The 20,605-nt window shown below is 56.1% G+C and carries 24 protein-coding genes and 1 pseudogene; 15 read left to right on the top strand and 10 right to left on the bottom strand.

The genetic code is table 11. From position 1 onward, the window contains the following. Positions 1-47: 47 nt before the first annotated feature. Positions 48-497: a hypothetical protein gene (locus D3P04_RS19800; protein ID WP_119751610.1), complete on the bottom strand. Its 450-nt coding sequence runs from the start codon at positions 495-497 to the stop codon at positions 48-50. A gap of 95 nt (positions 498-592) precedes the next feature. On the opposite strand from D3P04_RS19800, the gene D3P04_RS19795 reads away from it, so the two are divergent. After that, positions 593-1,564, top strand: a complete 972-nt coding sequence (locus D3P04_RS19795; RefSeq protein WP_119751609.1) for a LysR family transcriptional regulator — start codon at positions 593-595, stop codon at positions 1,562-1,564. 277 nt (positions 1,565-1,841) lie between these two features. Next, entirely contained in the window at positions 1,842-2,150 is a 309-nt protein-coding gene (locus tag D3P04_RS23165; protein WP_147391965.1) for a hypothetical protein, read from the top strand. A 127-nt stretch (positions 2,151-2,277) separates the two neighbouring features. Here D3P04_RS23165 and D3P04_RS19780 read toward each other — a convergent pair whose 3' ends face one another. Then, positions 2,278-3,645 carry a serine hydrolase domain-containing protein gene (locus D3P04_RS19780; RefSeq protein ID WP_119751606.1) on the bottom strand — a complete coding sequence of 456 codons (1,368 nt, stop codon included), beginning with the start codon at positions 3,643-3,645 and terminating at the stop codon, positions 2,278-2,280. Between the two features lie 239 nt (positions 3,646-3,884). Between D3P04_RS19780 and D3P04_RS19775 the strand changes: the two genes are divergently transcribed. Genes D3P04_RS19775 through D3P04_RS19765 form a run of 3 tightly spaced genes read left to right on the top strand, consistent with a single transcriptional unit; the run spans position 3,885 to position 5,433 of the window. Beyond that, a complete protein-coding gene (locus tag D3P04_RS19775) occupies positions 3,885-4,502 on the top strand; it encodes a DUF5671 domain-containing protein (protein WP_119751680.1) in 618 nt (205 codons plus the stop codon). Continuing rightward, positions 4,495-4,902 carry a hypothetical protein gene (locus tag D3P04_RS19770; RefSeq protein ID WP_119751605.1) on the top strand — a complete coding sequence of 136 codons (408 nt, stop codon included), beginning with the start codon at positions 4,495-4,497 and terminating at the stop codon, positions 4,900-4,902. The genes D3P04_RS19775 and D3P04_RS19770 overlap by 8 nt, the downstream gene beginning before the upstream one ends. A 27-nt stretch (positions 4,903-4,929) precedes the next feature. Beyond that, on the top strand, positions 4,930-5,433 hold the full coding sequence (locus D3P04_RS19765) for an anthrone oxygenase family protein (RefSeq protein WP_119751604.1): 504 nt from the start codon (positions 4,930-4,932) through the stop codon (positions 5,431-5,433). Between the two features lie 51 nt (positions 5,434-5,484). Here the strand turns inward: D3P04_RS19765 and D3P04_RS19760 are convergent, their stop codons facing one another. Next, positions 5,485-5,694: a hypothetical protein gene (locus D3P04_RS19760; RefSeq protein ID WP_119751603.1), complete on the bottom strand. Its 210-nt coding sequence runs from the start codon at positions 5,692-5,694 to the stop codon at positions 5,485-5,487. Between the two features lie 238 nt (positions 5,695-5,932). Further along, a complete protein-coding gene (locus tag D3P04_RS19755) occupies positions 5,933-6,862 on the bottom strand; it encodes a LysR family transcriptional regulator (protein ID WP_220475378.1) in 930 nt (309 codons plus the stop codon). A gap of 244 nt (positions 6,863-7,106) precedes the next feature. On the opposite strand from D3P04_RS19755, the gene D3P04_RS19750 reads away from it, so the two are divergent. The 3 genes and pseudogenes from D3P04_RS19750 (at position 7,107) to D3P04_RS19740 (ending at position 9,007) form a co-directional block, all read left to right on the top strand. Further along, positions 7,107-7,889 carry an NAD(P)H-dependent oxidoreductase gene (locus tag D3P04_RS19750; RefSeq protein WP_119751601.1) on the top strand — a complete coding sequence of 261 codons (783 nt, stop codon included), beginning with the start codon at positions 7,107-7,109 and terminating at the stop codon, positions 7,887-7,889. A 12-nt stretch (positions 7,890-7,901) separates the two neighbouring features. Then, positions 7,902-8,575 (top strand): annotated as a pseudogene (locus tag D3P04_RS23780) (MFS transporter). 45 nt (positions 8,576-8,620) lie between these two features. Continuing rightward, positions 8,621-9,007: a hypothetical protein gene (locus D3P04_RS19740; RefSeq protein WP_119751600.1), complete on the top strand. Its 387-nt coding sequence runs from the start codon at positions 8,621-8,623 to the stop codon at positions 9,005-9,007. Positions 9,008-9,152: 145 nt separating this feature from the next. Here the strand turns inward: D3P04_RS19740 and D3P04_RS19735 are convergent, their stop codons facing one another. Continuing rightward, the gene (locus D3P04_RS19735; protein ID WP_119751599.1) at positions 9,153-9,830 is read right to left on the bottom strand and encodes a GntR family transcriptional regulator; all 678 of its coding nucleotides are present in this window, start codon (positions 9,828-9,830) and stop codon (positions 9,153-9,155) included. 78 nt (positions 9,831-9,908) lie between these two features. Beyond that, positions 9,909-10,847: a 2-hydroxyacid dehydrogenase gene (locus D3P04_RS19730; RefSeq protein WP_119751598.1), complete on the bottom strand. Its 939-nt coding sequence runs from the start codon at positions 10,845-10,847 to the stop codon at positions 9,909-9,911. 111 nt (positions 10,848-10,958) lie between these two features. Between D3P04_RS19730 and D3P04_RS19725 the strand changes: the two genes are divergently transcribed. The 7 genes from D3P04_RS19725 to D3P04_RS19695 all read left to right on the top strand — a co-directional run bounded on the left by D3P04_RS19725 (position 10,959) and on the right by D3P04_RS19695 (position 17,037). Next, positions 10,959-11,927, top strand: a complete 969-nt coding sequence (locus tag D3P04_RS19725) for a Bug family tripartite tricarboxylate transporter substrate binding protein (protein WP_119751597.1) — start codon at positions 10,959-10,961, stop codon at positions 11,925-11,927. A gap of 75 nt (positions 11,928-12,002) precedes the next feature. Beyond that, on the top strand, positions 12,003-12,758 hold the full coding sequence (locus tag D3P04_RS19720; protein ID WP_119751596.1) for an HpcH/HpaI aldolase family protein: 756 nt from the start codon (positions 12,003-12,005) through the stop codon (positions 12,756-12,758). Positions 12,759-12,822: 64 nt separating this feature from the next. Beyond that, positions 12,823-13,329 (top strand): tripartite tricarboxylate transporter TctB family protein, encoded by a 507-nt coding sequence (locus tag D3P04_RS19715; RefSeq protein ID WP_119751595.1) that lies wholly within the window; start codon positions 12,823-12,825, stop codon positions 13,327-13,329. A gap of 1 nt (position 13,330) precedes the next feature. Continuing rightward, positions 13,331-14,842: a tripartite tricarboxylate transporter permease gene (locus D3P04_RS19710; RefSeq protein ID WP_119751594.1), complete on the top strand. Its 1,512-nt coding sequence runs from the start codon at positions 13,331-13,333 to the stop codon at positions 14,840-14,842. A 78-nt stretch (positions 14,843-14,920) separates the two neighbouring features. Then, the gene (locus tag D3P04_RS19705; RefSeq protein WP_119751593.1) at positions 14,921-15,685 is read left to right on the top strand and encodes an SDR family oxidoreductase; all 765 of its coding nucleotides are present in this window, start codon (positions 14,921-14,923) and stop codon (positions 15,683-15,685) included. Next, complete coding sequence (locus D3P04_RS24005; RefSeq protein WP_119751592.1) at positions 15,682-16,245, top strand: gluconokinase; 564 nt, start codon at positions 15,682-15,684, stop codon at positions 16,243-16,245. Before D3P04_RS19705 ends, D3P04_RS24005 begins: the two co-directional genes overlap by 4 nt. Positions 16,246-16,614: 369 nt before the next feature. Further along, positions 16,615-17,037 (top strand): hypothetical protein, encoded by a 423-nt coding sequence (locus D3P04_RS19695; RefSeq protein WP_232845095.1) that lies wholly within the window; start codon positions 16,615-16,617, stop codon positions 17,035-17,037. A 158-nt stretch (positions 17,038-17,195) separates the two neighbouring features. Here D3P04_RS19695 and D3P04_RS19690 read toward each other — a convergent pair whose 3' ends face one another. From D3P04_RS19690 to D3P04_RS19675, 4 genes are all read right to left on the bottom strand, one after another. Continuing rightward, positions 17,196-17,765: a hypothetical protein gene (locus tag D3P04_RS19690; RefSeq protein WP_119751591.1), complete on the bottom strand. Its 570-nt coding sequence runs from the start codon at positions 17,763-17,765 to the stop codon at positions 17,196-17,198. 59 nt (positions 17,766-17,824) lie between these two features. Further along, positions 17,825-19,120: a hypothetical protein gene (locus tag D3P04_RS19685; RefSeq protein WP_119751590.1), complete on the bottom strand. Its 1,296-nt coding sequence runs from the start codon at positions 19,118-19,120 to the stop codon at positions 17,825-17,827. Beyond that, positions 19,120-20,220 (bottom strand): DUF4123 domain-containing protein, encoded by a 1,101-nt coding sequence (locus D3P04_RS19680; RefSeq protein ID WP_119751589.1) that lies wholly within the window; start codon positions 20,218-20,220, stop codon positions 19,120-19,122. The genes D3P04_RS19685 and D3P04_RS19680 overlap by 1 nt, the downstream gene beginning before the upstream one ends. A gap of 157 nt (positions 20,221-20,377) precedes the next feature. Further along, positions 20,378-20,605: transposase (locus D3P04_RS19675; protein WP_147391964.1), on the bottom strand; the 228-nt coding region annotated here is incomplete at its 5' end.

Here is a 20,605-nt window from a genome sequence, read left to right as displayed (position 1 = left end):
CAGCTACCCGTGCGCAAAGGGGGTCAATTTGGGACGCCGATAAGGAGTCACAGTTGGGTGCCGATTGACAATTTCGGTGTTCCGCTAGCTGCTAGCGGTTTGAAACGATCGAACTGGACCCACAGGGTCATCCCGCCTGTTACCGCCAATATGACTGCGAGCGGTAGTCCGCTGGGATTCAATGCCACATGAAACAGCACTATCACCGCCATCACGGGCGAAAGCAGTGCCAATCCTAGTGCAGGTGCTCGATTGCTCAGCAACAACAAGGCCCCGATCAGTTCGACGGTTTTCATCAATGGCCAAATAAATCCGACCTCCTTGAGAGCGTCTTCAAAAGCCTGACCATTTACTGAAGTTGGCGGGTGGATGAGATGCGATCCGGTGAATATGTACGAAAATCCATCAATCGCGCCCAGGAGGAAGATGCCTCCTAGGAGCAGCCTTGGTCCGGTATCGACAAATATAACCTTTGCGTTTGGCAGTGAGAGCGCCATCGTGAATTCCTTTCAGATGGGTATTGATTTTTAACCAATCCAGGGGCATTTACGCTGGGAATCTGGTGCCGGAAAGCAAATAATCTTCATGCCGAATGAATGAAATTCAGATTAAAAACCTGGACCTGAACCTGCTTATGGTCTTCCGCGTCCTAATGGATGAGGGCAGTGTCAATCGGGCCGCAGAACAACTCGGCCGTACGCCTTCAGCAGTCAGTCATGCTTTAGGTCGGTTGCGCGACCAGCTTGGCGACCCGCTTCTGGTGCGGGTCGGCGGAATTATGCAGCCTAGCCCAAGGGCTCTCTCACTTTACCAGGAGATACAGCCGATCCTCGCCCGGATTGAACGTGCCGTGCAGCCGCCAGCGGAATTCAGCCCAACGACAAGCACACGTATGTTCAAAATATCCGGTCCGGGATTGGACATTGTGGCCACCGAAATCGTCAGACGAATGCACATGGAAGCACCGGAGTCCGGCCTTGCATGGCAGCCCTTGTCAAAGGAAACCATGGGTCAGATCGTAAGTGGCGAAATAGACATTGCATTTGGAAACGCGAACTTCCCACTCCCGGCAGGATTGAAGGCTAAGGCTCTACCCCCATTAAAACGCTATGTCTTCGCTCGTCATGGGCACCCAGCTTCAAACGACTGGACAACGGAAAGTTGGATGAGTTGGCCTCATGTCGTTGTGCGCGTTCCGGGATCAACAAATGGAACCGTAGAAGAGCGGCTTGACAGCCTTGGTCTGAAACGCCGGATTGGATTACACGCTGCCAGCTGGTCGGGCATTGGTGCGGTCTTGAGTAATACCGACATGCTGGGCAGCTTTGTCGCGCTGTGTCTACTGGAGGGGATGCAGAATGAACATATTCACGTATTCGAGCCTCCCGAACCCTTGCCTGACGTGTCTTTTCGGGTGATCTGGAAATCTGAACTTGATGGTGACCCCGCCACCCGGTGGATACGCGATATTGTTTTGACGACATTCGATGCGCTAATCACCGAGGCCGACCGGCGCCTTGCTTCATTTGACATCATCAAACCGCACCAGAGCGGTCATAGGTAGCAAGACACGGCTGACGAAGTGGGTTGTCGGGAGAGAGTCCTGTATTATCATGCTGTTGCTACGGGTTGGTGTGGTGAGGCCGATACTATGCCGTACTACGAGGCAGCCTTCTGGCCCTCGCCAAAGCCGACCGCTCCAGAAGAGAACGATATGCCCAGAGAAACCGCTATTTGAGAAGGTTGCACGCTCCCGCAACCAACACTAATTGCGATCCGCCCGCCCCTGAGGCGGTTTTTTTGCGTTCCAGCGCAATCGTCAGAATGCCAGCGAGGTCACCATGGACCTCGATCTGAAGTTCGTGGCCCTCCATGTCGGGCGTGAGTTCGATCTTCTGGACAAGCGAGCGCAGCACATCGGAATAGCTGCCGCGATCATGTCGGTTCCAACGATTTCAGACGAAGCATTCTTTGGGCGAATTCACCGACGATTTCATCACCCACATGGTGATGTCGATATCATCTGCTGTCAGCCCACGAGCGGATTGCTTGCGTTTGATCAGGGCCGCTTTCACATTGGCGGCCACGACGCCCATGCCCTCATCCGCCCGGACGCAGATATTGCCGGACTTTATCTCGATGCCGTCTGATTTTCGGGTTGCCCGGTAATGATATCGCAACATGCTTGCCTCCATCACAACAAGTCGGCCGCGATATCATACCATGATTCTGGCACGGTTCTGTTACAGGATGCGTGACTTGTCCAACCTGCCGTGTTCAGGCAGCCTGATCGATCACCTTGATGACAGCCTCGACAAGGGCTTGCGGCTTGTATCCGTGCTTCGACGGGGTCAGGCCCATGCGGAGGATAACAAGGTTGCGTGAGGGTATGACGGCGAGGGACTGCCCATCATGACCCAGCATCCAAAAGGCATCGGCCGGGATGTCATAGCCGATATCGGGATCTTTTTCCTCTGGCTCATTGACGCGCGGTCCGTGAAGCCAGAGGCCCCGCCCATATTCGCCGTCTGATGCTTCCGTCGGTTCGCGCATCCAGGTGACCCAACCTTCCGGCAGGATGCGCTCGCCATGCCACACACCATCATGGAGCAGGAGCTGACCGAACCGCACCCAGTCCCGCGCGCTGGCGTAGAGGTTGGACGCGCCGACGAATGTTCCCGCGGCATCTGTCTCCAAGACGGCCGATGACATGCCGAGCGGACCGAACAATGCCTGCTCCGGCCAGACGAGGGCAGCCTGGGGATTATCGAAGCTGTTTTGCCAGAGCCACGACAGCAGGATGCTGGACCCACTCGAATAGCTGAACTCTTTGCCCGGTTGAGCAACGAGTGGTTGATTGGCGGGGACCGACACCATGTCCGGCGCCAGGTAAAACATGCGCGTGACATCGGTAACGGTGCCGTATTCTTCGTTGAACGCCAGCCCGCTTTCCATCGCGAGCAGATTGGCGATGGTAATCTCCGCGCGAGTATCATCCTCCCATTGCGGCAACAGGCCCGCATCCTTGACGGATAGACGGCTTTCACGGACCAATGTCCCGATAAGGGCCGCCGTCAAGGTCTTGGTCATCGACCAGCCGAGCAGCGGTTGATCGGCATGGCTGTCATGGCCATAGCGCTCACCAATAATGCGCCCATTCCGGAGCACGACGACCGCGCGCATGCCGGGTCCGGTGATTGCCGGATCATCCAGCAAGGCCGACAGTGCCAGGTCCTCGGAAACGATCAGCTTCTGCCCGTCAACCTGATCATTTCCGGCGGTCGTCATGTGCATTTTCGCGGAAGCGATATCGCCGTCCGGGACGGCGGCACATCCGGTTCCCTGGCGATAAACAGCAAGCCCATCACCCAATAACCCGAAGAGACCTGCGCGGACGGTGCCTTCGCTCCGATCGACCTCCACCCGCATCAATCGCAACAAGGGATTTCCTGGTGCCTGGACATCTTCCGCCAGGACTGTTTCCGGGTCGCGCCCAGCCACAAATACATTGGAGCAGACGATCTTTGCCGTGTAGTTGGACCCTGTGCGGAGAATTTGAGGGGGCCACACGTAAAGCCAGGTGAACAGGCCTATACCAATAATAACAACCGCGCCGGAGATCCACCGCGCGGCAATCGCGACCATTTTCACCTGAACCCCCGATTAATAGATTACTTGCAAGGCTGGCCTCAGGATTGCATTGGTTGCAAGGAGTTTTCACTTACGTAAGGCAGAAAAACAATTTCATATGCCTGTGATATTTCGGTACCGAGATCGCAGATCGGATGGATTGGCCTGCTATAGACGATCCCTGTAACCTGAAGCAATATGCCGGTGATTTGATTCCGCTCCAACCGGAACCTGCCTGATTTACGGAGGTGATCTTGGGATCGAAAGATTTGCTGGAAGACTTCGTGAAGGAGGCGCTCGTCGCAGGGCAGGGGAAGGACGATATCGCCGTGGCCTTGGCCGATGCGGGCTGGTCGGAAACCGAAATCCATGATGCAGTTGACAGCTGGACTGGCGCGGAGCCCGGCATGCCGCCGGTTCCCCATCCCAGGCCATATGTCTCCGCGCGGGACGCGATCCTCTACGGGCTGCTGTTCATTTCCCTGGCTGTCCTGTGCTGGCATATCAACCAGCTTGGATTCGGAATCATCGATCACCTGGTTGAGGACGTGGCAGATCGAACGCGGGGTTCGAGTTACTTGCGCTGGTCGATTGCCGTCCTCGTGCCTTTCCTCCCGCTGTTTCTGGTTCTGGATCGTCGCATCTACCGCCAGACCCGCGAGGATCCCGGTCAGAGACGATCGCTCGTGCGCCGCTGGTTCGCCTCGATCACCTTGCTTCTGGCAGTGTTGGCTTTGCTGGGAGATTTTTCGGCAAGCGTCTATGCCGCCCTGTCCGGAGAACTGACGCTTCGATTCATTCTGAAGGCTTTACTGGTCGCAATCACGGGTCTCCTGGTGCTGGGTTACTATCGGGGCGAGATCAATGATTGAGCCACGCCGGAACTGGGTCATCTGGGCGATTGCGGGCTTGACCCTGGCGACGATGGTTGGCGGCCTCATCGTCACGGGCGGACCTGGCCAAGGTCGGAAGGAACGCAGAGATCATGTCCGCTTGAATGACCTGGCGGCGCTCTTCGACCAGGCCCGCTGCATAGGAGCCTCCGAACAACGCAATGACGGAGACCTGTCAGCAACAGCCCAATGCCCGGATGAACCGCGATTGGCCGATCCCTATACGGATGAACCCTATCGCATTGAGCCTGTAGAGGATCGGCATCTGCGGTTATGCGCAATTTTCGAGCTCCCGGCAGATGGCGATCGCCCCCGATATGGCGGCCCACATGGCGAATGGGACGGTCATTGCGTCGTCATTCAGCTGAAATATGACTGAGCCGATTTACCCGCAGAGGTTTCTGCCATGAAGATTTTGACCATCACCATGATCTTTCTGTCCCTGACGCTGAACGCGGCCATCTTCGGCTTTTTCTTTGCCTGGGTCTGTTCGACCATGTGGGGGTTGGATGCGGCCGACCCGCGTGTCGCGATTGAAGCCATGCAGGCAATGAACGCCTCGGTGCGGAACGCCGTATTCGCGCCGGCATTCTTTGGCACCCCGGTTGCGTTGGGGCTCACGGCTATATTGCTGTACATCCGGAGTCATCACCTGAGCGCTGCGGCATTTGCCGGTGCGGCGGTGACTTATTTTTGCCTGGGGCTCGTGCTGACAATGATGGTCAACGTCCCGATGAACGAGGCTCTGGCTGGTGTCACCGTGTCGGGTGACGCCGAGGAAGCCCGCAGGATCTGGTCCGATTATTCCGGCAGATGGCAGGTCTGGAACCAGATCCGGAGCATAGGTTCCCTCACGGCATTCCTCCTGGCACTTGCCGGTGTATTGCGCATCGATCCGCGTAGCATCTGAGAGTTTCCGGAAATTGCCGGACAGAAACCATTCCAACCAGGCTGACTCTTGTTAGCGCGTGCACTGCGATAGGTCAGGCTGCGGTCCATTCTCGGGACAGAAGACCTCCTGTCGGGGAAAACCGATGCTGGTATCGGGAAATTCGATGGTGAAACCACCATTGGCCCATCCCCGGCACCCTTCGCCGAGATATTCAGAAGAGGCATCGCAACCCGATCCAAGATAGACGGTTTCGATCTCGATCGCCTGACTTGAATTCACGCCGTTTCCCTTGAATAGACCAACGGGATATTCAAGGGAAACGGCGGGATCACGTCCGGTTGCTATCCAATGGATTGCTCACGACGACATACGTTTGACTGCCACTGGGACAAATCCGCCATCCGCACAGGTCTCGCCAAACGGCGGGATCAACCGTCAGCTGCCATTCGCGAACGTCGTCCCATTGGGATCGTGTTTTGGGAAAATGGGCCTAGTCGTTTATAAGTTGGGCGGAGCGTCATGCCAACGCAGCGAGCCTGTCACGCAGCCAGCTTTGTGCTGGATGGTTGGTCGTGCGTTCGTGCCAGATACTGGCGATGGCGAATCCGGGTATGTGGAGCGGCGGCTCCAGCACCTGCACCCGGTCTGACCAACCGTCTGCGATTCGGCGTGGGATTAGCGCGATCATATCGGATCGTGACACGATCTCCGGCACGATCAGGAAGCCCGATGTGGACAAGGCGACGGTACGACGGCGGCCGATCGCCTCAAGAGCCGCATCCGTGGGCCCGGCAAAGCCGCCGCCCCGAGTCGAAACGACAACGTGGTCCAGCGCGCAGAACAAGTCCAGATCAAGAATACCCCGCACGGCCGGATGGCCCTGTCGCGCGACGACCGCATACTCCTCCTCGTAGAGCCGGCGCTGGCGCATCGCCGCCGGCGCGGTTTCGGGCCTTGCCAAGGCCAGGTCCACCTCGCCTCGCTCCAATTGTGTCGTGAGTGCCATCACGTCGAGTGCCCGCCAGGCGATGCGGATCATCGGCGCCTCGGCCCGCAATGCGACCGAGAAGCGTGCCAGCAACGCATACTGGACGTAGTCGCTCGCCGCGATCACCACGGTTGCACGCAGGGTCTCCGGATTGATCGGCGCTCCTTGCTCCACGACGCGGCGAACACCCTCCAGTGCCTCGTGCAGTGGCTCCATCAGCTCCAGTGCCCGCTGGGTCAGAACCATCCCGCGCTGGCCCGGGATCAGGAGCGGATCGCCGAGTGTATCGCGGAGTCTTGCCAGCCGTGCCGACAAAGCAGGCTGGCTGAGGTTCAGCCGGCGCGCGGCGCGTGTGACGTTGCGCTCCGCAAGCAGGGTCTCAAGCGTCACGAGAAGTCCGAGATCGAGGTTCCTGGTATCCATCGTGTCGATAGCAACACGTAAAACGTTCGATTTCAATACTCAAGGTAAGCGCGCTATTTAAGCTGGGAGCAGGTCAGATCCTGCGGCGCCACAATCGACGACACGGATACCAGTTCGCCTATGAAAGCTATCCAGGCTTATCCGCACCAAGGGCTCGACGGCCTGACGCTGGTGGACTGGCCGAAATCGCGGACGCCTTCCGGCTCCATGAATCTGGCGGCCATTTCGGCAAGATCGTCGTCGAATTCTAGCAACCCCCAACTATCAGGAAGAGATCATCATGAAAGTTCTCATTGTTTACGCGCATCCCGAACCCACTTCGCTGACACGGCAGTTGGTCGATGTAACTGATGAGACGTTGTCGGCAGCGGGACACACCGTGGTCCATTCGGACCTCTATGGCATGAAGTGGAAGGCAGTATATGACGCCGATGACTTTCCAGTGCGCGACAACCCTGAACGGCTGTCGTTCATCATGGAGTCGGGTCATGCTTACGCCAGCGGACATCAGACGCCCGACGTGATCGCCGAGCAGCAGAAGCTGCTCGCGGCCGATACTGTGATCCTGCAATTCCCGCTGTGGTGGTACGGCGTGCCTGCGATCCTGAAGGGCTGGATAGAGCGGGTCTATGCCTTCGGCTTTGCCTACGGCTATCAGAATGGCTCCAACGAGTTCCGCTTTGGCGAGGGCATCCTCAAGGGTAAGCGAGCGCTGGTCAACGTGCAGGCCGGCGGACCAGCGGCCGACTATGGCCCGCGGGGTATCAACGGGCCGATCGAGCAACTGCTGTTCCCACTGACTCATGGCGCGCTGTTCTACCCCGGCATGGATGTGCTCCCGACGCACGCGGTCTATGGCGCGGGTCACGTTTCCACGGCGGAAGAAGTGGAGGCGATCAAGGCAGCATGGCGTGTGCGTCTCGCCGGGCTTTTCACCGACACGCCGGTTCCGTTCCGGTCGCAGAACGGCGGCGACTTCCCCGATCGCCACACCATGGCCGATCACGTTGCGCCGGGCCAAACCGGCCTCGTCGCGCACGTTGCCGATCCGGACGACGCATAAAGAGCAACGCCGATGTCGCCTGCATTGATCGCGCTTGCCGTCGCGGCCTTCACCATCGGCACTGCGGAATTCGTCATGATCGGGCTTGTCCCGGATGTCGTGCGCGATCTTACGGTAACGATACCCCAAGCGGGTCTGCTTGTGACTGGCTATGCCCTGGCCGTGACCGTTGGAGCGCCGACGGTCACGGCCCTCACTGGAAGGCTTCCCCGCCGCGGGCTTGTGGTTGGACTGATGGGCCTGTTCACGCTCGGTAATCTGCTTGGCGGCGCTGCGCCGTCTTATGAAGTGCTGCTGGCCGGGCGGATCGTGAACGCGGCGCGCGCGTGGTGGCGACGAGGTTCGCGGGGCTCACCCTTGCAATGGTCATAGGTGTCCCGTTCGGCACAATCTTCGGACAGAGCCTTGGGTGGCGTGCACCGCTGCTGGCGGTGGCTGTGCTCGGATGCGTCGCGACAGCGCTATTGCGACTTTTGTTGCCGGGGGAAATCCCCCACGCTCGGCCCGCCGGATTGCAGTCGCAGTTCGCCGTATTGATGAAGCCCCGCTTGCTGGCGCTCTATTTCATCGCCATGACCGGGTTCGGCGGATCATTCGTGGTTTTCACCTTTCTCGCGCCGCTGCTGATCGAGGTACCCGCCCGTCGCTGCCTTCCTATAAACGAACCCTATGCGGGCAGCCGGTGACTGAATAGGCGGGCACCCGGCACGCCGCATTATGGGGACAATCCAATGGCGAAAGATGAGCAAGTGGAACGGGGCAGAGCAGGGGACATGCCTATGGGCGAGCGGCTTTTCCGCGTCTGCCAGCTCCTGGACGCAATTGAGGCATGTAAATGGGAAGATACCGAGCCGGTGATCGTCGCCATTCTGGAAGAGGCCCGGATCGGCGCGCCAGATGTGCCCTTCGGGGATGTCGAGGCAGATGCCGACTTCTGGGCCGGTCTCGCGACATATGAGGAGTTGCGGGCGTATTTCATCGCCTCTGGCCGGAAACTGGTCAATCAGCAGTTGGGCCAGCGCGGCCGGATGCGCTTGATCAAGTGCATCTTGGCGTCGATGTCAGCCGATGAACGGAGGGAAGCATTTCGATACCTTAACCCCTCTTCACCATTTTAACTGAGCAAGATTGCTATCAGATATGGATGGCTGAAGAGTCTCAGAGACCTAGATCATGTCACTTGACGGCGCGTCCAAACCTGTCCTTGATATCGGAAAAGATTATCCGGCTGTCGATGGCGTGAGCGAGATAGAGGGAACAGTCTTAGCTGCCGACAAGCTTCAAGAGCTCATCACGCGCACTGTCGCAATGGCTTTGGGAGATGCCGCGCGCGGCAACTTGATCATGCGCGCAGATGGCATCGACCAACTGTCGGTGCTCAGCAATGATAGCATCTATCCGAGTGCCGCCATATCCGGCTCGGACACGCAGCGTTTCAATAAGCAGCCGACCCCGATTTAAAGTGAAAATAGCTTCAGAATTGTTTGGAATACAGTTTATAAAATTATGGAGCTTGAAGTTCGCTTGGAGAAGTTCTTGGGGCGTAGCGATCTTGGCTTTTTCTTCGAAGGTTGTTGCGAGATTTCTCAGCGTGACGGCATCCTCGCTCTGAATCATCTCAGCGCATTTTCCAGCCAGCATGGCCTCTACGGCTCCTCGCACTTCTAGGACGTTAGTGATATAGTGCGAGTCAATCGTGCGTATTTCTGCGCCGCGTCGAGAATGAACGATTAAGATTCCCTCTGCCTCGAGGTCCTGTAAGGCGGTTCTAACCGGCATGTGGCTGACACCACACAAGGTGGCTATTTCATCGATTTTTAGCCTTTGACCAGGCACCAGCTCCCCTAAAAGGATGCGACGCCGGAGATCTGCAACGACCTGCTCTGCAGTTGTCATGCCGATTCTGGGAAATTCGTTCGCGGTTGTCCCGTCAGAAGCCAACAGAGTTCCTCCCCTTTTTTGTTATCCCGGGTCTTATTGTTGTCGCACGAATCTACGCAACAATTCGTGTTCGGCGTCTCACGCAACAGGCGTGAGCAATGGACGATTGTCGAAATATGCAGCTATGTTGTCGAGAACGCATTGCCCCATGGCAATACGAGTATATTTTGAACCGCTGCCGATATGTGGCTGCAAGACGACGTTAGGTGCTTTCAGCAAAGCATCAGGAACTAGAGGTTCGTTGGCGAAAACATCTAGGCCAGCTCCCGCGATAGCACCTTCTGCGAGGGCTCTAATAAGTGCTTGTTCGTCCACCACAGACCCACGCGCAACGTTAAAAAGATAGCCATCGGCGCCCAAGGCTCTCAACACCTCCGACGATACAAGCCCCTTCGTTGCCGCGCCGCCCGGCACAGCAATCACCAAAAATCGCGCCCATGTCGCGAGTTCGGCTATGTCAGAGAAATAGCGATGTTCAATATCGGCTTGGCGGCTGCGACCAAAATAGCCGACGTCCATTCCAAAACCGCCAGCTCGCCGCGCGATTGCCCGGCCAATGCCGCCAAGGCCAATGATGCCTATACGCTCACCCCATACCTTGCTTCCCAAATCGGGTTTTTCCGACTGCCACCTTCCTTGGCGGACAAAAGCATCGAAATGAACAATCCGGCGCACTGTAGATAACACTAGTCCGAAAGCGAGATCGGCAACGCATTCCGAGACGACGCCGGGCGTGTGTGTAACGCTGATACCTCGGCGACGTGCCGCGATAACGTCGATGCCATCGTATCCGGCTCCAGAGGAGGCAACCAATTGCAACTTGGGCAATTTGGCAAAGACCTCATCGCCCAACTGGTAGTCGCCTCTTGTCGCGATGACCCGTGTGGTGGAGGCAATACAATCTAGGAAGGTCGATTTGTCTTCAGCGCGATCATAGCGGTGGACCTCGTAGTCCTTGGTCAGCGCTGCTTCGGTTTCCGAGAGCAATGGCCCTATTTGCAAGACAGAATGGATCACTTCTTTGCTCCACAAAAATGACTCGATTCAGGTTATTGATATTTGATCAAAAATACAATAGTGCTGCTTCATCGCTCTTGGAAGAGGGAGCCTGATGCTTTGGGAGGCATTATGAAGTCAGCAATAGCAATCCTATCGGCCATATTGGCCGCCACATCCGTCGGTTCGGCCTCTGCGGACGACACCTATCCATCAAAGGTGATTCGCATGGTGGTGCCCTTTCCACCCGGAGGCACTTCAGATTTTGTGGGGCGTGTTGTCGCCGAGCAGCTTAGCAAAGATCTGGGACAGACAATCGTTATCGAAAACCTCCCTGGCGCAGCTGGAACAATTGGCACCGTCAACGTCAGAGAAGCTAAACCAGACGGATATACCCTGCTATTGACCTCGTCTGATGTGACTATCGTTCCCAGCTTGCAAGCAACGCCGCCATACGACCCGGTGGAGGATTTTGAACCGGTGGCACTGCTTCTGCGCTATGCGCACTTTCTTGTTGCTAGCAAGGACTTCCCCGGAAATAGCATCGCCGATGTTATCGAGTTATCCAAGGAAACTCCCGGATCCATTAACTACGCCTCTGGCGGAATAGGTGGCAGTAATCATCTTGCGGGTGAACGCTTTCAAAGCGTTGCACAGATCGAAATGACACACGTGCCCTATAATGGGAACGGTCCCGCCATCACCGATCTAGTTGCCAATCGCGTGCAGCTATTGTGGACTTCTCTGGCACCTGTTTCAGGTTTCATCGATACTGGCCAACTCAAATTGATTGGCACATCAGGAACTGAGCGCTCAGGAATAGAACCCAATATTCCTACATTCAGCGAAAGTGGGCTGCCCGGTTATAGCCTGCTGAACTGGTACGGAGTTCTAGCGCCCGCTGGCACCCCAGAACCCATCGTCTCGCAGCTGAACGCAGCGCTGAACGATGTCTTGTCCAATCCCGATGTACTCGCAAAACTTGCGCCTATCGGTGCGACACCTGCGGCTGAAACTCCGGCTGATTTCAGCGCCCTCATCGGCGAAGAAATCGTTAGTTGGCAGCAAATCGCCAGAGAAGCCGATTTGATTGCGGATTGACCTCTTTCCTTACTGCTGCTGCCCACCGCGATCAGCGGGTGCGCAGGAAAACGGCGTCCCACGCAGGAGACCTTGATGAGACAGAATATGACCCGTGCCGCTGCCCTGTCCGGCACACCCGCATTTGGCACGATGAGTAATCTCGCGAGCCCGCTCGCAATCGAGACATTAGGTCATTCAGGTTACGATTTTCTTGTTATCGACCTTCAGCACGGCGAAACCGGCCTGCAGTCTCTGCAAACCCAGATGCAGGTTCTTAGTACCACGCCGACGACGCCGCTCGTCCGCACTACCGCTAACAATCCGTCAGAGATTCAGCGCGCACTCGACCTTGGTGCTTATGGTCTGATTATCCCTTTCGTCAATTCGGCGGACGAGGCTGAAGCTATCGTCACCAATGCCTTATACCCGCCCTTTGGGCAGCGCAGTTTCGGCCCTACGCGAGCTGTAATGTATGCGGGCTCCGACTATTTCTACAAAGCTGCCGACGAGCTCCTGATTCTACCGATGATCGAGACGGTCGAGGGAGTGCGGAATGCTCGCGAGATTCTCTCGGTCCCGGGTGTCAGTGGCTGCTTCGTCGGCCCGGCAGATCTAAATATCGCTCTTGGTCACGGTCCAGGCACACCGACGACGGAGACAGAGAAAAGCATCGCTGAGGTAGTCGCTGTCACAAAAGAACTTGGTAAAGTCTTGGCGATCCATACTACTTCAGTGGCCGACGCTAAGGCGCGGATCGACCAAGGTTTCAACTTAATGACGGTCGCAGCTGACACGCGCCTCGTTCGAGCCATGTCTGAGCAGAACCTTAAAGAGTTGCGCAGCTGTTAAGTCGTCCCTGAATTGGTCCGCACTGACAGTGCGGTTCCCAGATCAGCAACATGCGGAGGAGCGGATGCACTTAGAAATTCACAGCCGCCAAGATTTCTGGTCCGGTATAATGTTCGTCGGTTTTGGCGTTGTTTTCAGCCGGATCGCCATTGAATATGATATGGGGAGATTGTCGGCGATGGGACCGGGGTGGTTTCCATTCGCCCTTGGCTCTCTACTGACGGTGATTGGAGGGTCTCTCGTCGTCACCGCCATTCGCTGGAATGCTCACAAGCGTAGCGCCGCAAGTGCCTTGTATGAAATGGGCGAAGACGAGCTTCCTCCGGTAGGGTGGCGGGGGCTGTCGCTGGTTCTAACGGCCATTGCCGTATTCGCAGCCGGCCTTCCTCATCTCGGCGTGCTGTTGGCCGTTTTTATAATGGTCATTATTGCGGGTACAGCCTCGACAGAGTTGCGCACCGTTGAACTGCTGATGACAGCGATTGCGTTAAGCGCATTGTGCTATGGTCTTTTCGTACGCGGCCTCGGCGTGCCGCTGCCGGTCTGGCCCACGTTCGTCATAGGTGGTTGAGATGGATCTTCTGAACAATCTCGCCCTTGGCCTGCAGACAACCGTGCAGTGGCACAATCTGCTTTATTGTTTCGTTGGTGTCTTTCTGGGCACCGCTATCGGCGTGTTGCCAGGGTTGGGACCACTAGCCACCATCGCAATGTTGCTGCCCCTGACGTTTCAGATGAGTAGCCCGGAATCCGCATTGATCATGTTGGCAGGCATCTACTACGGCGCTCAATATGGTGGGTCGACAACGGCAATTCTGGTGAACCTGCCCGGCGAAACCTCGTCGGCGGTCACTGCCCTTGATGGATATCAAATGGCTCGGCAGGGTAGGGCAGGGGTCGCCCTTGCGATCGCAGCGTTGAGCTCTTTCTTCGCTGGCACGATCGCGACAATACTGATCGCGATCGCCGCAACGCCAATGGCCGCTCTCGCATTCCAATTCGGACCTGCCGAGTACTTTTCTCTGATGATCCTTGGCCTGATTGCCGCAGTTGTTCTTGCGCATGGCTCCGTGTTGAAAGCCCTTGGCATGGTTATCTTGGGTCTGCTGCTCGGCATGGTCGGAACAGATGTTAATTCGGGCGTGCCGCGCTATTCTTTCGGCCTCCCGCAATTGGTCGACGGACTCGAGATAGCCGCAATCGCCATCGGCGTATTTGGCTTTGCAGAAGTCATCTCGAACCTAGATGAAAGGCGGAGCGGGCGTCCTGTCACCGTCCCGGTTGGACGCCTAATTCCACGGCTAGCTGAGTTGAAAGAGGCACTTCTTCCAGCGATACGCGGCACGATCTTCGGCTCTATCCTCGGAGTTCTTCCTGGCGGTGGAGCCACGTTGTCGTCATTCACCTCCTACGCGACAGAAAAGAAACTTTCAAAAAAACCTGAGAATTTCGGCCGTGGCGCCCTTGCAGGTGTTGCCGGACCCGAGGCCGCAAACAACGCAGGCGCACAGACATCGTTCATTCCGATGCTGACGCTCGGCCTTCCATCGAACCCGGTGATGGCGCTGATGATCGCCGCCCTGATGATTCATTCGATTCAGCCAGGGCCGCAGGTGATGACGTCCAATCCAGTGCTGTTCTGGGGCCTGATTGCCTCGATGTGGATCGGAAACCTGATGCTGGTGATCCTTAACCTGCCACTTGTTGGCCTGTGGGTCCGGATGCTGCAGATTCCCTATCGTATCCTCTTTCCATCGGTGCTGATGTTCTGCGTCATTGGCGTATTCTCGATGAGCAACTCTACCTTTGATGTCTGGATCACGTTGCCTTTCGCGGCGCTCGGCTATCTATGGAGGCGCCTTGGGTGCGAACCAGCGCCACTGCTATTGGGTATGGTTCTTGGGCCGATGATGGAGGAATATCTGCGGCGGGCCATGATCTTGTCGCGAGGAGACTGGACCGTTTTCGTCACTGAGCCTTTGTCCTGTGCATTGTTGCTCTTGGCGGCTATTTTGATCCTGCTTGTGATGCTGCCCTCGATCCGGCGCACGCGCAAGGATGTCTTCGCCGACTCTGACGATTAGAAAACTGATAGCCGGGGTAAACGCACATCCCGGCCAATCTCATTGATTGTTCCCCATTAAAGCACACAAGGGTTCGACATGGACGATCTGTTTGATATTTCTGGCAACGTGATCCTCGTCACTGGCTCCACTGGAGGAATAGGCCGTGCACTAGCTGAGGGTTATGCTGAACGGGGTGCCAAAGTCGTAATCAATGGACGTGACGAAGCTCGGGTCGCCTCCGAGACCGCGCGGCTTACGGCACTTGGCCACTCCGCCACAGGTGCCGTATTTGACGTAACAGACCCGCAAGCAGTGGATGAAGGGGTGAAAAGCATTGAGGCTGAGATTGGTCCAATTGCCGCTCTTATAAACAATGCCGGTATTCAGCACCGTCAGGCGCTAGAGGACTTCGACAATGAACGGTGGGATGCACTTCTCGCAACGAATGTGTCCAGCGCTTTCTATGTCGGAAAAGCGGTTGCCCGGCACATGATTTCCCGTCGGTCTGGAAAAATAATCAACATCGCATCAGTCCAAACCGAGTTGGCGCGTCCCGGTATTGCACCATATGCGGCGACCAAAGGCGCGATACGCAATCTTACACGGGGAATGTGCGCCGATTGGGCGCGTTATGGCTTGCAGGCGAACGCTATTGCGCCCGGCTATTTCCGAACCGACCTAAACGCGGCGCTGGTCGCCGATCCCGCTTTCACGAAGTGGTTGGAGGCACGCACCCCTGCAGCTCGCTGGGGTAATGTTGGCGAGTTAGTCGGCGTGGCCGTCTTCCTTGCAAGCAACGCGTCAAGCTTCGTGAATGGGCAGACCATCTTTGTGGATGGCGGTATCACGGCTTCGGTATGACAGCTTCCCCGTCTGGTAAGTTCGCTGTTGTCGTAATGGGCGTAAGTGGCTGCGGAAAATCCACGCTCGCAGTCGCATTAGCTGACGCGCTGTGTGCACATTTCCTCGAAAGTGACTCGCTCCATCCAACCGTCAATATCGCTAAGATGTCGGCGGGCAGGCCACTAACCGACGCGGACCGTGAACCTTGGCTGGAACATGTGGGCCGAGAAATATTGCATTTGAAAACTGACGGTGTCGTTGCTAGTTGTTCGGCACTACGCCACGCATACCGGGACAAATTGCGTGAAGTGGGGGGCACTGACCTAATTTTCGTACATATGGTGGGTACGTTCGATTTGATCAGAGACCGAGTAACCGCTCGCAGGGGTCACTTTATGCCTGTTTCTTTACTCAGAGATCAGTTTTCTGCTCTGGAGTCACCAAGTCGTGGGGAAGCCGTCATCGAAGTGCCGATAGCAGCTAGTACTGAGGAGCAGACCAAGATTGTGCTTAATGGTCTCAGACAATTCCGCTGCAACAACGATACAGCGCCGGGCGAGCATCATAGGTTACGCTGAGGATACGCTCGGATCCGTCGGTTAATTTATCAGAAATTTCGTATGCCGCCCAGCATCAGCTGGGCCGCACGAGGGGATACCAGACCTTCTTTGCGGCCATTGCGGCAGCGCAAGCTCGCGCGTATTGGCCAGATTGGTCACTTGTCAGTTGCGCCAGTAATGGGAACGGTATTCCCCCGGTGTCGCCCGTCCATGATTTCCGCCATGCCGGGTTCAGGGTGCACTGGCTCGCCCAGGCTGAGATGTCGGGCTGCGCTTCGTAAAGAACGGGCTCAATCCGGCGAGATGAGCGCCCGCTGGATCGTGGACACTTAATCTATCGCGAAATGACTGGTTTGGCATTAGCCGCCCCGCTTAAGTGGAAGATGCGTGCTGGTCGCAACCTTCTCCGCCAGGAAATCGATCACGGTGCGCACGGCGGGAAGCTGTCCGGATCTCACGCGCGAAGCGGCGACAGGCCAGGTCCGGCGTGCCGTCCGGGCGTTGCAGCTGGAAACCGAGCTGCGCACGAGTCCTGAACGCCGCGCGGATCGCTTCGTGAGCCGCTGGCAGGCACTCGACCGGGCTGTTGAGCAGAGATATGCGGCGGGCGATTATTCCGGCTATCACGCCGCACGGAAGGAGATGAGCGAGATGGCCAGGAGCCTGGAGCGCGATCCGCAGCTGGAATCCATTCTCGCCAATCGCAAGCGGGAGCTCGGCATTACCTTCGAATCGGGCCGCCGGCTTGGTGCGGAACTGGCCTTCCACCACGGCATCGATCTCGGCCGGGGACGCGGGCTCGGCTTGTGAGACCCTCCGATTTGCCGTCGTTTTCGGGTCATGCTGCGATAGGCGATGAATCCTCGAGATTTTGACCTATAGATATCAGACTGGGCGATGCGTAAAGCCGCACCCGGCGCTTTCCCGCCCGGGGTATCAAAAAACACCAGATGTATTTTACTGTGAAATTATTTTGAATGCATTACCAACAGTAGCGGCCTGATCTGTGGTGAAAACCCGCACGACAACCCTAGGAAACCTACCGACAATGACAACAATAGCCAGTCGTCACGGCCAATAACATAAGTAATAATAATCCCAAGCAACCCAATCCCGGCCAAACCAAACGACACCCAGACCGACGGAATGCGATCCATATTGCGAAGCGCAGCATATTTCTTGGAACTTCCAATCTCCGCCTCAGAAATAATCGCTGATACATCGGCATCGCGTCCCCGCGAAATCCCGAGATGCCTGGCTATATGAATATTTAACCCCAGTGTGGATAGCCAGACGATAACCATGCCTGCATATCCCCAAACCGGCATCAGGGCACTCAGTGCGCCAAAGATTAATGCACCGAAAAGCCAAACAATATCTCCTACACTAAGATAGCTTAGTAATAGGAGAGACCAAGTACTTCCTCGTTGGGTAAAGCGATAAAGCCAGAAGCACAGTGCTTCAAGCAGCATGACAATCACTGGCAACAGTGCAAGCAAACTCAAGCGCGCGAGGAGGAAGCCAAATGGTAGATACATTACGGTCGCACGGATTAGTATTCCGCTTGACCACACCGTCCGCGGGTTCGGTGCCCTGTTCATGGCGCTGTCATCATCCCCCGATAGATTTCATCACGTTCGCCATTTGTGTTGCGTAAAGCGTTCTTCATACTTTCGCGAAGACCCATATAGGAAACGGCCTTTCCGAGTGCCCACCCGACCGCAACCGATACACCGATACCGGCAGCAACAAACAAGACTACTGGTGCCGCAACAGTAGATGCGGCAATCGCGGCCCCGGCAACAATTGCACCAGCGACCGCACTGACAACGGCCATGGAAAGGTCAAGGATTAGATCCACCAGAAGATCGCTCAGTTCGCGTTCGTGTTCAGGCTGCGAATAATGCGCCGCAATATCGACGCCGGCCACGAACACCAAGCCGATCACACCTGCCTTCTTACCGAGATTTTTCACGGCGCTGGCGGCGTTTCCTGCGGGAGTCTGGAACGCGGTGTTAAGGAGCGTGACGTTTTTTCCGGTCAGTCCGCCCATGCCATAACGTGTGCCGGTGATCATACTGCGCAAGCGATTGTTCCCGTGGAAAGCAACCATCCGCGTCCCGTTGGCCATGCGATAAAAGCGAGCTTTAGTGAAGCCCATCTCGCGCAAAAAAGTTCGATGCTCCTGCACCGATAAAATTACGCCTACTTTTATGGCCACGCCACCGATTCGCTTGACATAGGATTGAACGGTTTCGCTCAGCCAACGGGTGTCGCCGTCGTCGAGTTCTTCGACGTTTTTCGTCCCGTCACCGCCGGGAGGGGCTCCAAATTCCGGATCAACCTCAATCGCAGTGATGGCATGTTCATTCGCTGCTTCCCGGTTCTCAGCGTATTCATGCTGACGCAATTCGGACAGAACGTCCAATGCGTTCATTTCATGTCCTCGTGGAATCGAACCCATCTGCCCCGGCAGCCGTGCAGACGATACTTGGCCGATTGGCACATGCGGGACGCCTTCACCACGTGCGCGCGCCATGGCTTCCGGATCCGGCTGAAAAGGTGGAGGTGGTGCTGGAGGGGGTGGAGAGGCCAGACCGATCCGAACCTGCAATTGATCGGGTCGCAAACACTGCCCGAAATCCTTGCTACCTCGAAGTAGTGTGTAGGGACGGCCCTTCACATCCAGATGAACAGATTGAAGCGTCCCGGACAGGTCATTCAGCAGGGTCTCGACACTGTTCATGGGTAGATTTGGGGTGCTCGATCCGCCGACATGGCCGCGCAAATCCGGGCAGGACAAGTTTTCTGGATTTCCCACAAAAAAGATGTTGCCTTGCTGACAAGCCGCAGCAATGCCATCGGTTTCGCGTCTGGTTGAAAAATCATTCATCAAAATCCCCTTCCGTGTTGCAAGCGCGCACTCGCCTCAGTCAGAATTTTCTTGGCGCGATCAAGTTGATGATCCGAGCTGACCAGCAACTTGTTGCAAATTGGATCCCGTCTTATTCTGCCGGAACTGACCACGTCAGCCAACGCGAAATCTGCAACAGCTTTCTCAATCCGCAATCCATTAGCATTTGCAAACTTCAGTTGACTGCTACAGAGAGAAAATTGGTCATCCGCCGACAAGCGAGCGAATCCTGGGCTTTCAGCCGCGAGAAATTTTTGCAGCTTTTTTATGAAAAGATCCTCTTGATGACGACGAAATATACTTCTTTCCAGCTCTCCTATCTCGAAACCATGATTTCTTGGCTGTCTGTCACTGAACGATGGAAAGTCGAAGCAAGAAAATTCCCGTTTTTCTGCATTTCCGATCAGTATCGCTGACAAAGCAGGTTCCGAACGATATTGTCCCCAGCGGGCCAAGCGTTCGATATCTGTTGCCACCTCGACTAGATAGCGTGACATCACCCTTGGCTCCCAGAAGCGAAAATAGAACCACTGCGATTTGTCGTCGCGAATCCGGACAAATCGTCTGAAATGTTTCCACATTTCATCCAGTTTGCGACAAGATCGCACAAATATTCCCGGTTCGTTTTCCCACAAGCCATTCATACCTTCGGAACCGGTAAACAGTCGCCGGACAAAGTCATTACCGTCTTCGAGGCGAACGATCCACGGTGCGACGTCCTTCAATTCTGCATAGGCCTCGCCCTTGAACAGGCAGCGATGTTCCAGCCCGCTGCCTTCCAGAAATTCGGGCAAACCTGCCACTTTCGCCCCGTCCAGAATGGCATAAGTGAACATCGACAGCGTTGCATTCGGGTTTCTGTCTGCTACTGCAATCTCCGTCTTTGTCGGATTCGAGTGAGCGAAAATAATCTCATGTAGGGTATCCGGGACGGTTTTCTTGGGCCAGACTCCAAGCTGCCGGTCTAGGGGCTCAACATTCTCGATGATCTCGATACTCAGTTCTCCATACTCAACTTGCTGCTGAACACTATATTCCAGCATCAGCCACGGATCAGACTGGTCCGCTTCTTCAACCATTCATAGCGTCCTCAGATGTCCCAATCTTGAATAGTTTGCGGACGGGGCGGACCGAGAGTCAATAAAACAATGGAAGTGTGGTTTCCCGAGCGCGGCAACTTTCAGGCGTCCTGATACCTACTCCGCCTTACCGTTATTGGGCGCAATGCTCCCTAGGTCATGTTGACAAATGACGGAGCCAGAGGCGGATCGACGTGATGTCAATGAAGCCTAGAAAGCTTTCCGCCGTCTTGTCGTAGCGGGTCGCTACACGCCTGGCGTTCTTGAGCTTGTTGAAGCAGCGTTCGACCAGATTACGCAGGCAATACAGCGAGCGATCGACACCAATCCGCTTCTTGCGGGACTTGCGCATCGGTATCACGGGCAGCACGTTGCGCCTCTCCAT

The sequence above is a fragment of the Paracoccus onubensis genome, from assembly GCF_003591515.1.
In the GTDB taxonomy this organism is placed as follows: domain Bacteria; phylum Pseudomonadota; class Alphaproteobacteria; order Rhodobacterales; family Rhodobacteraceae; genus Paracoccus; species Paracoccus onubensis.
This window is presented reverse-complemented; position numbering and strand designations above follow the sequence as displayed.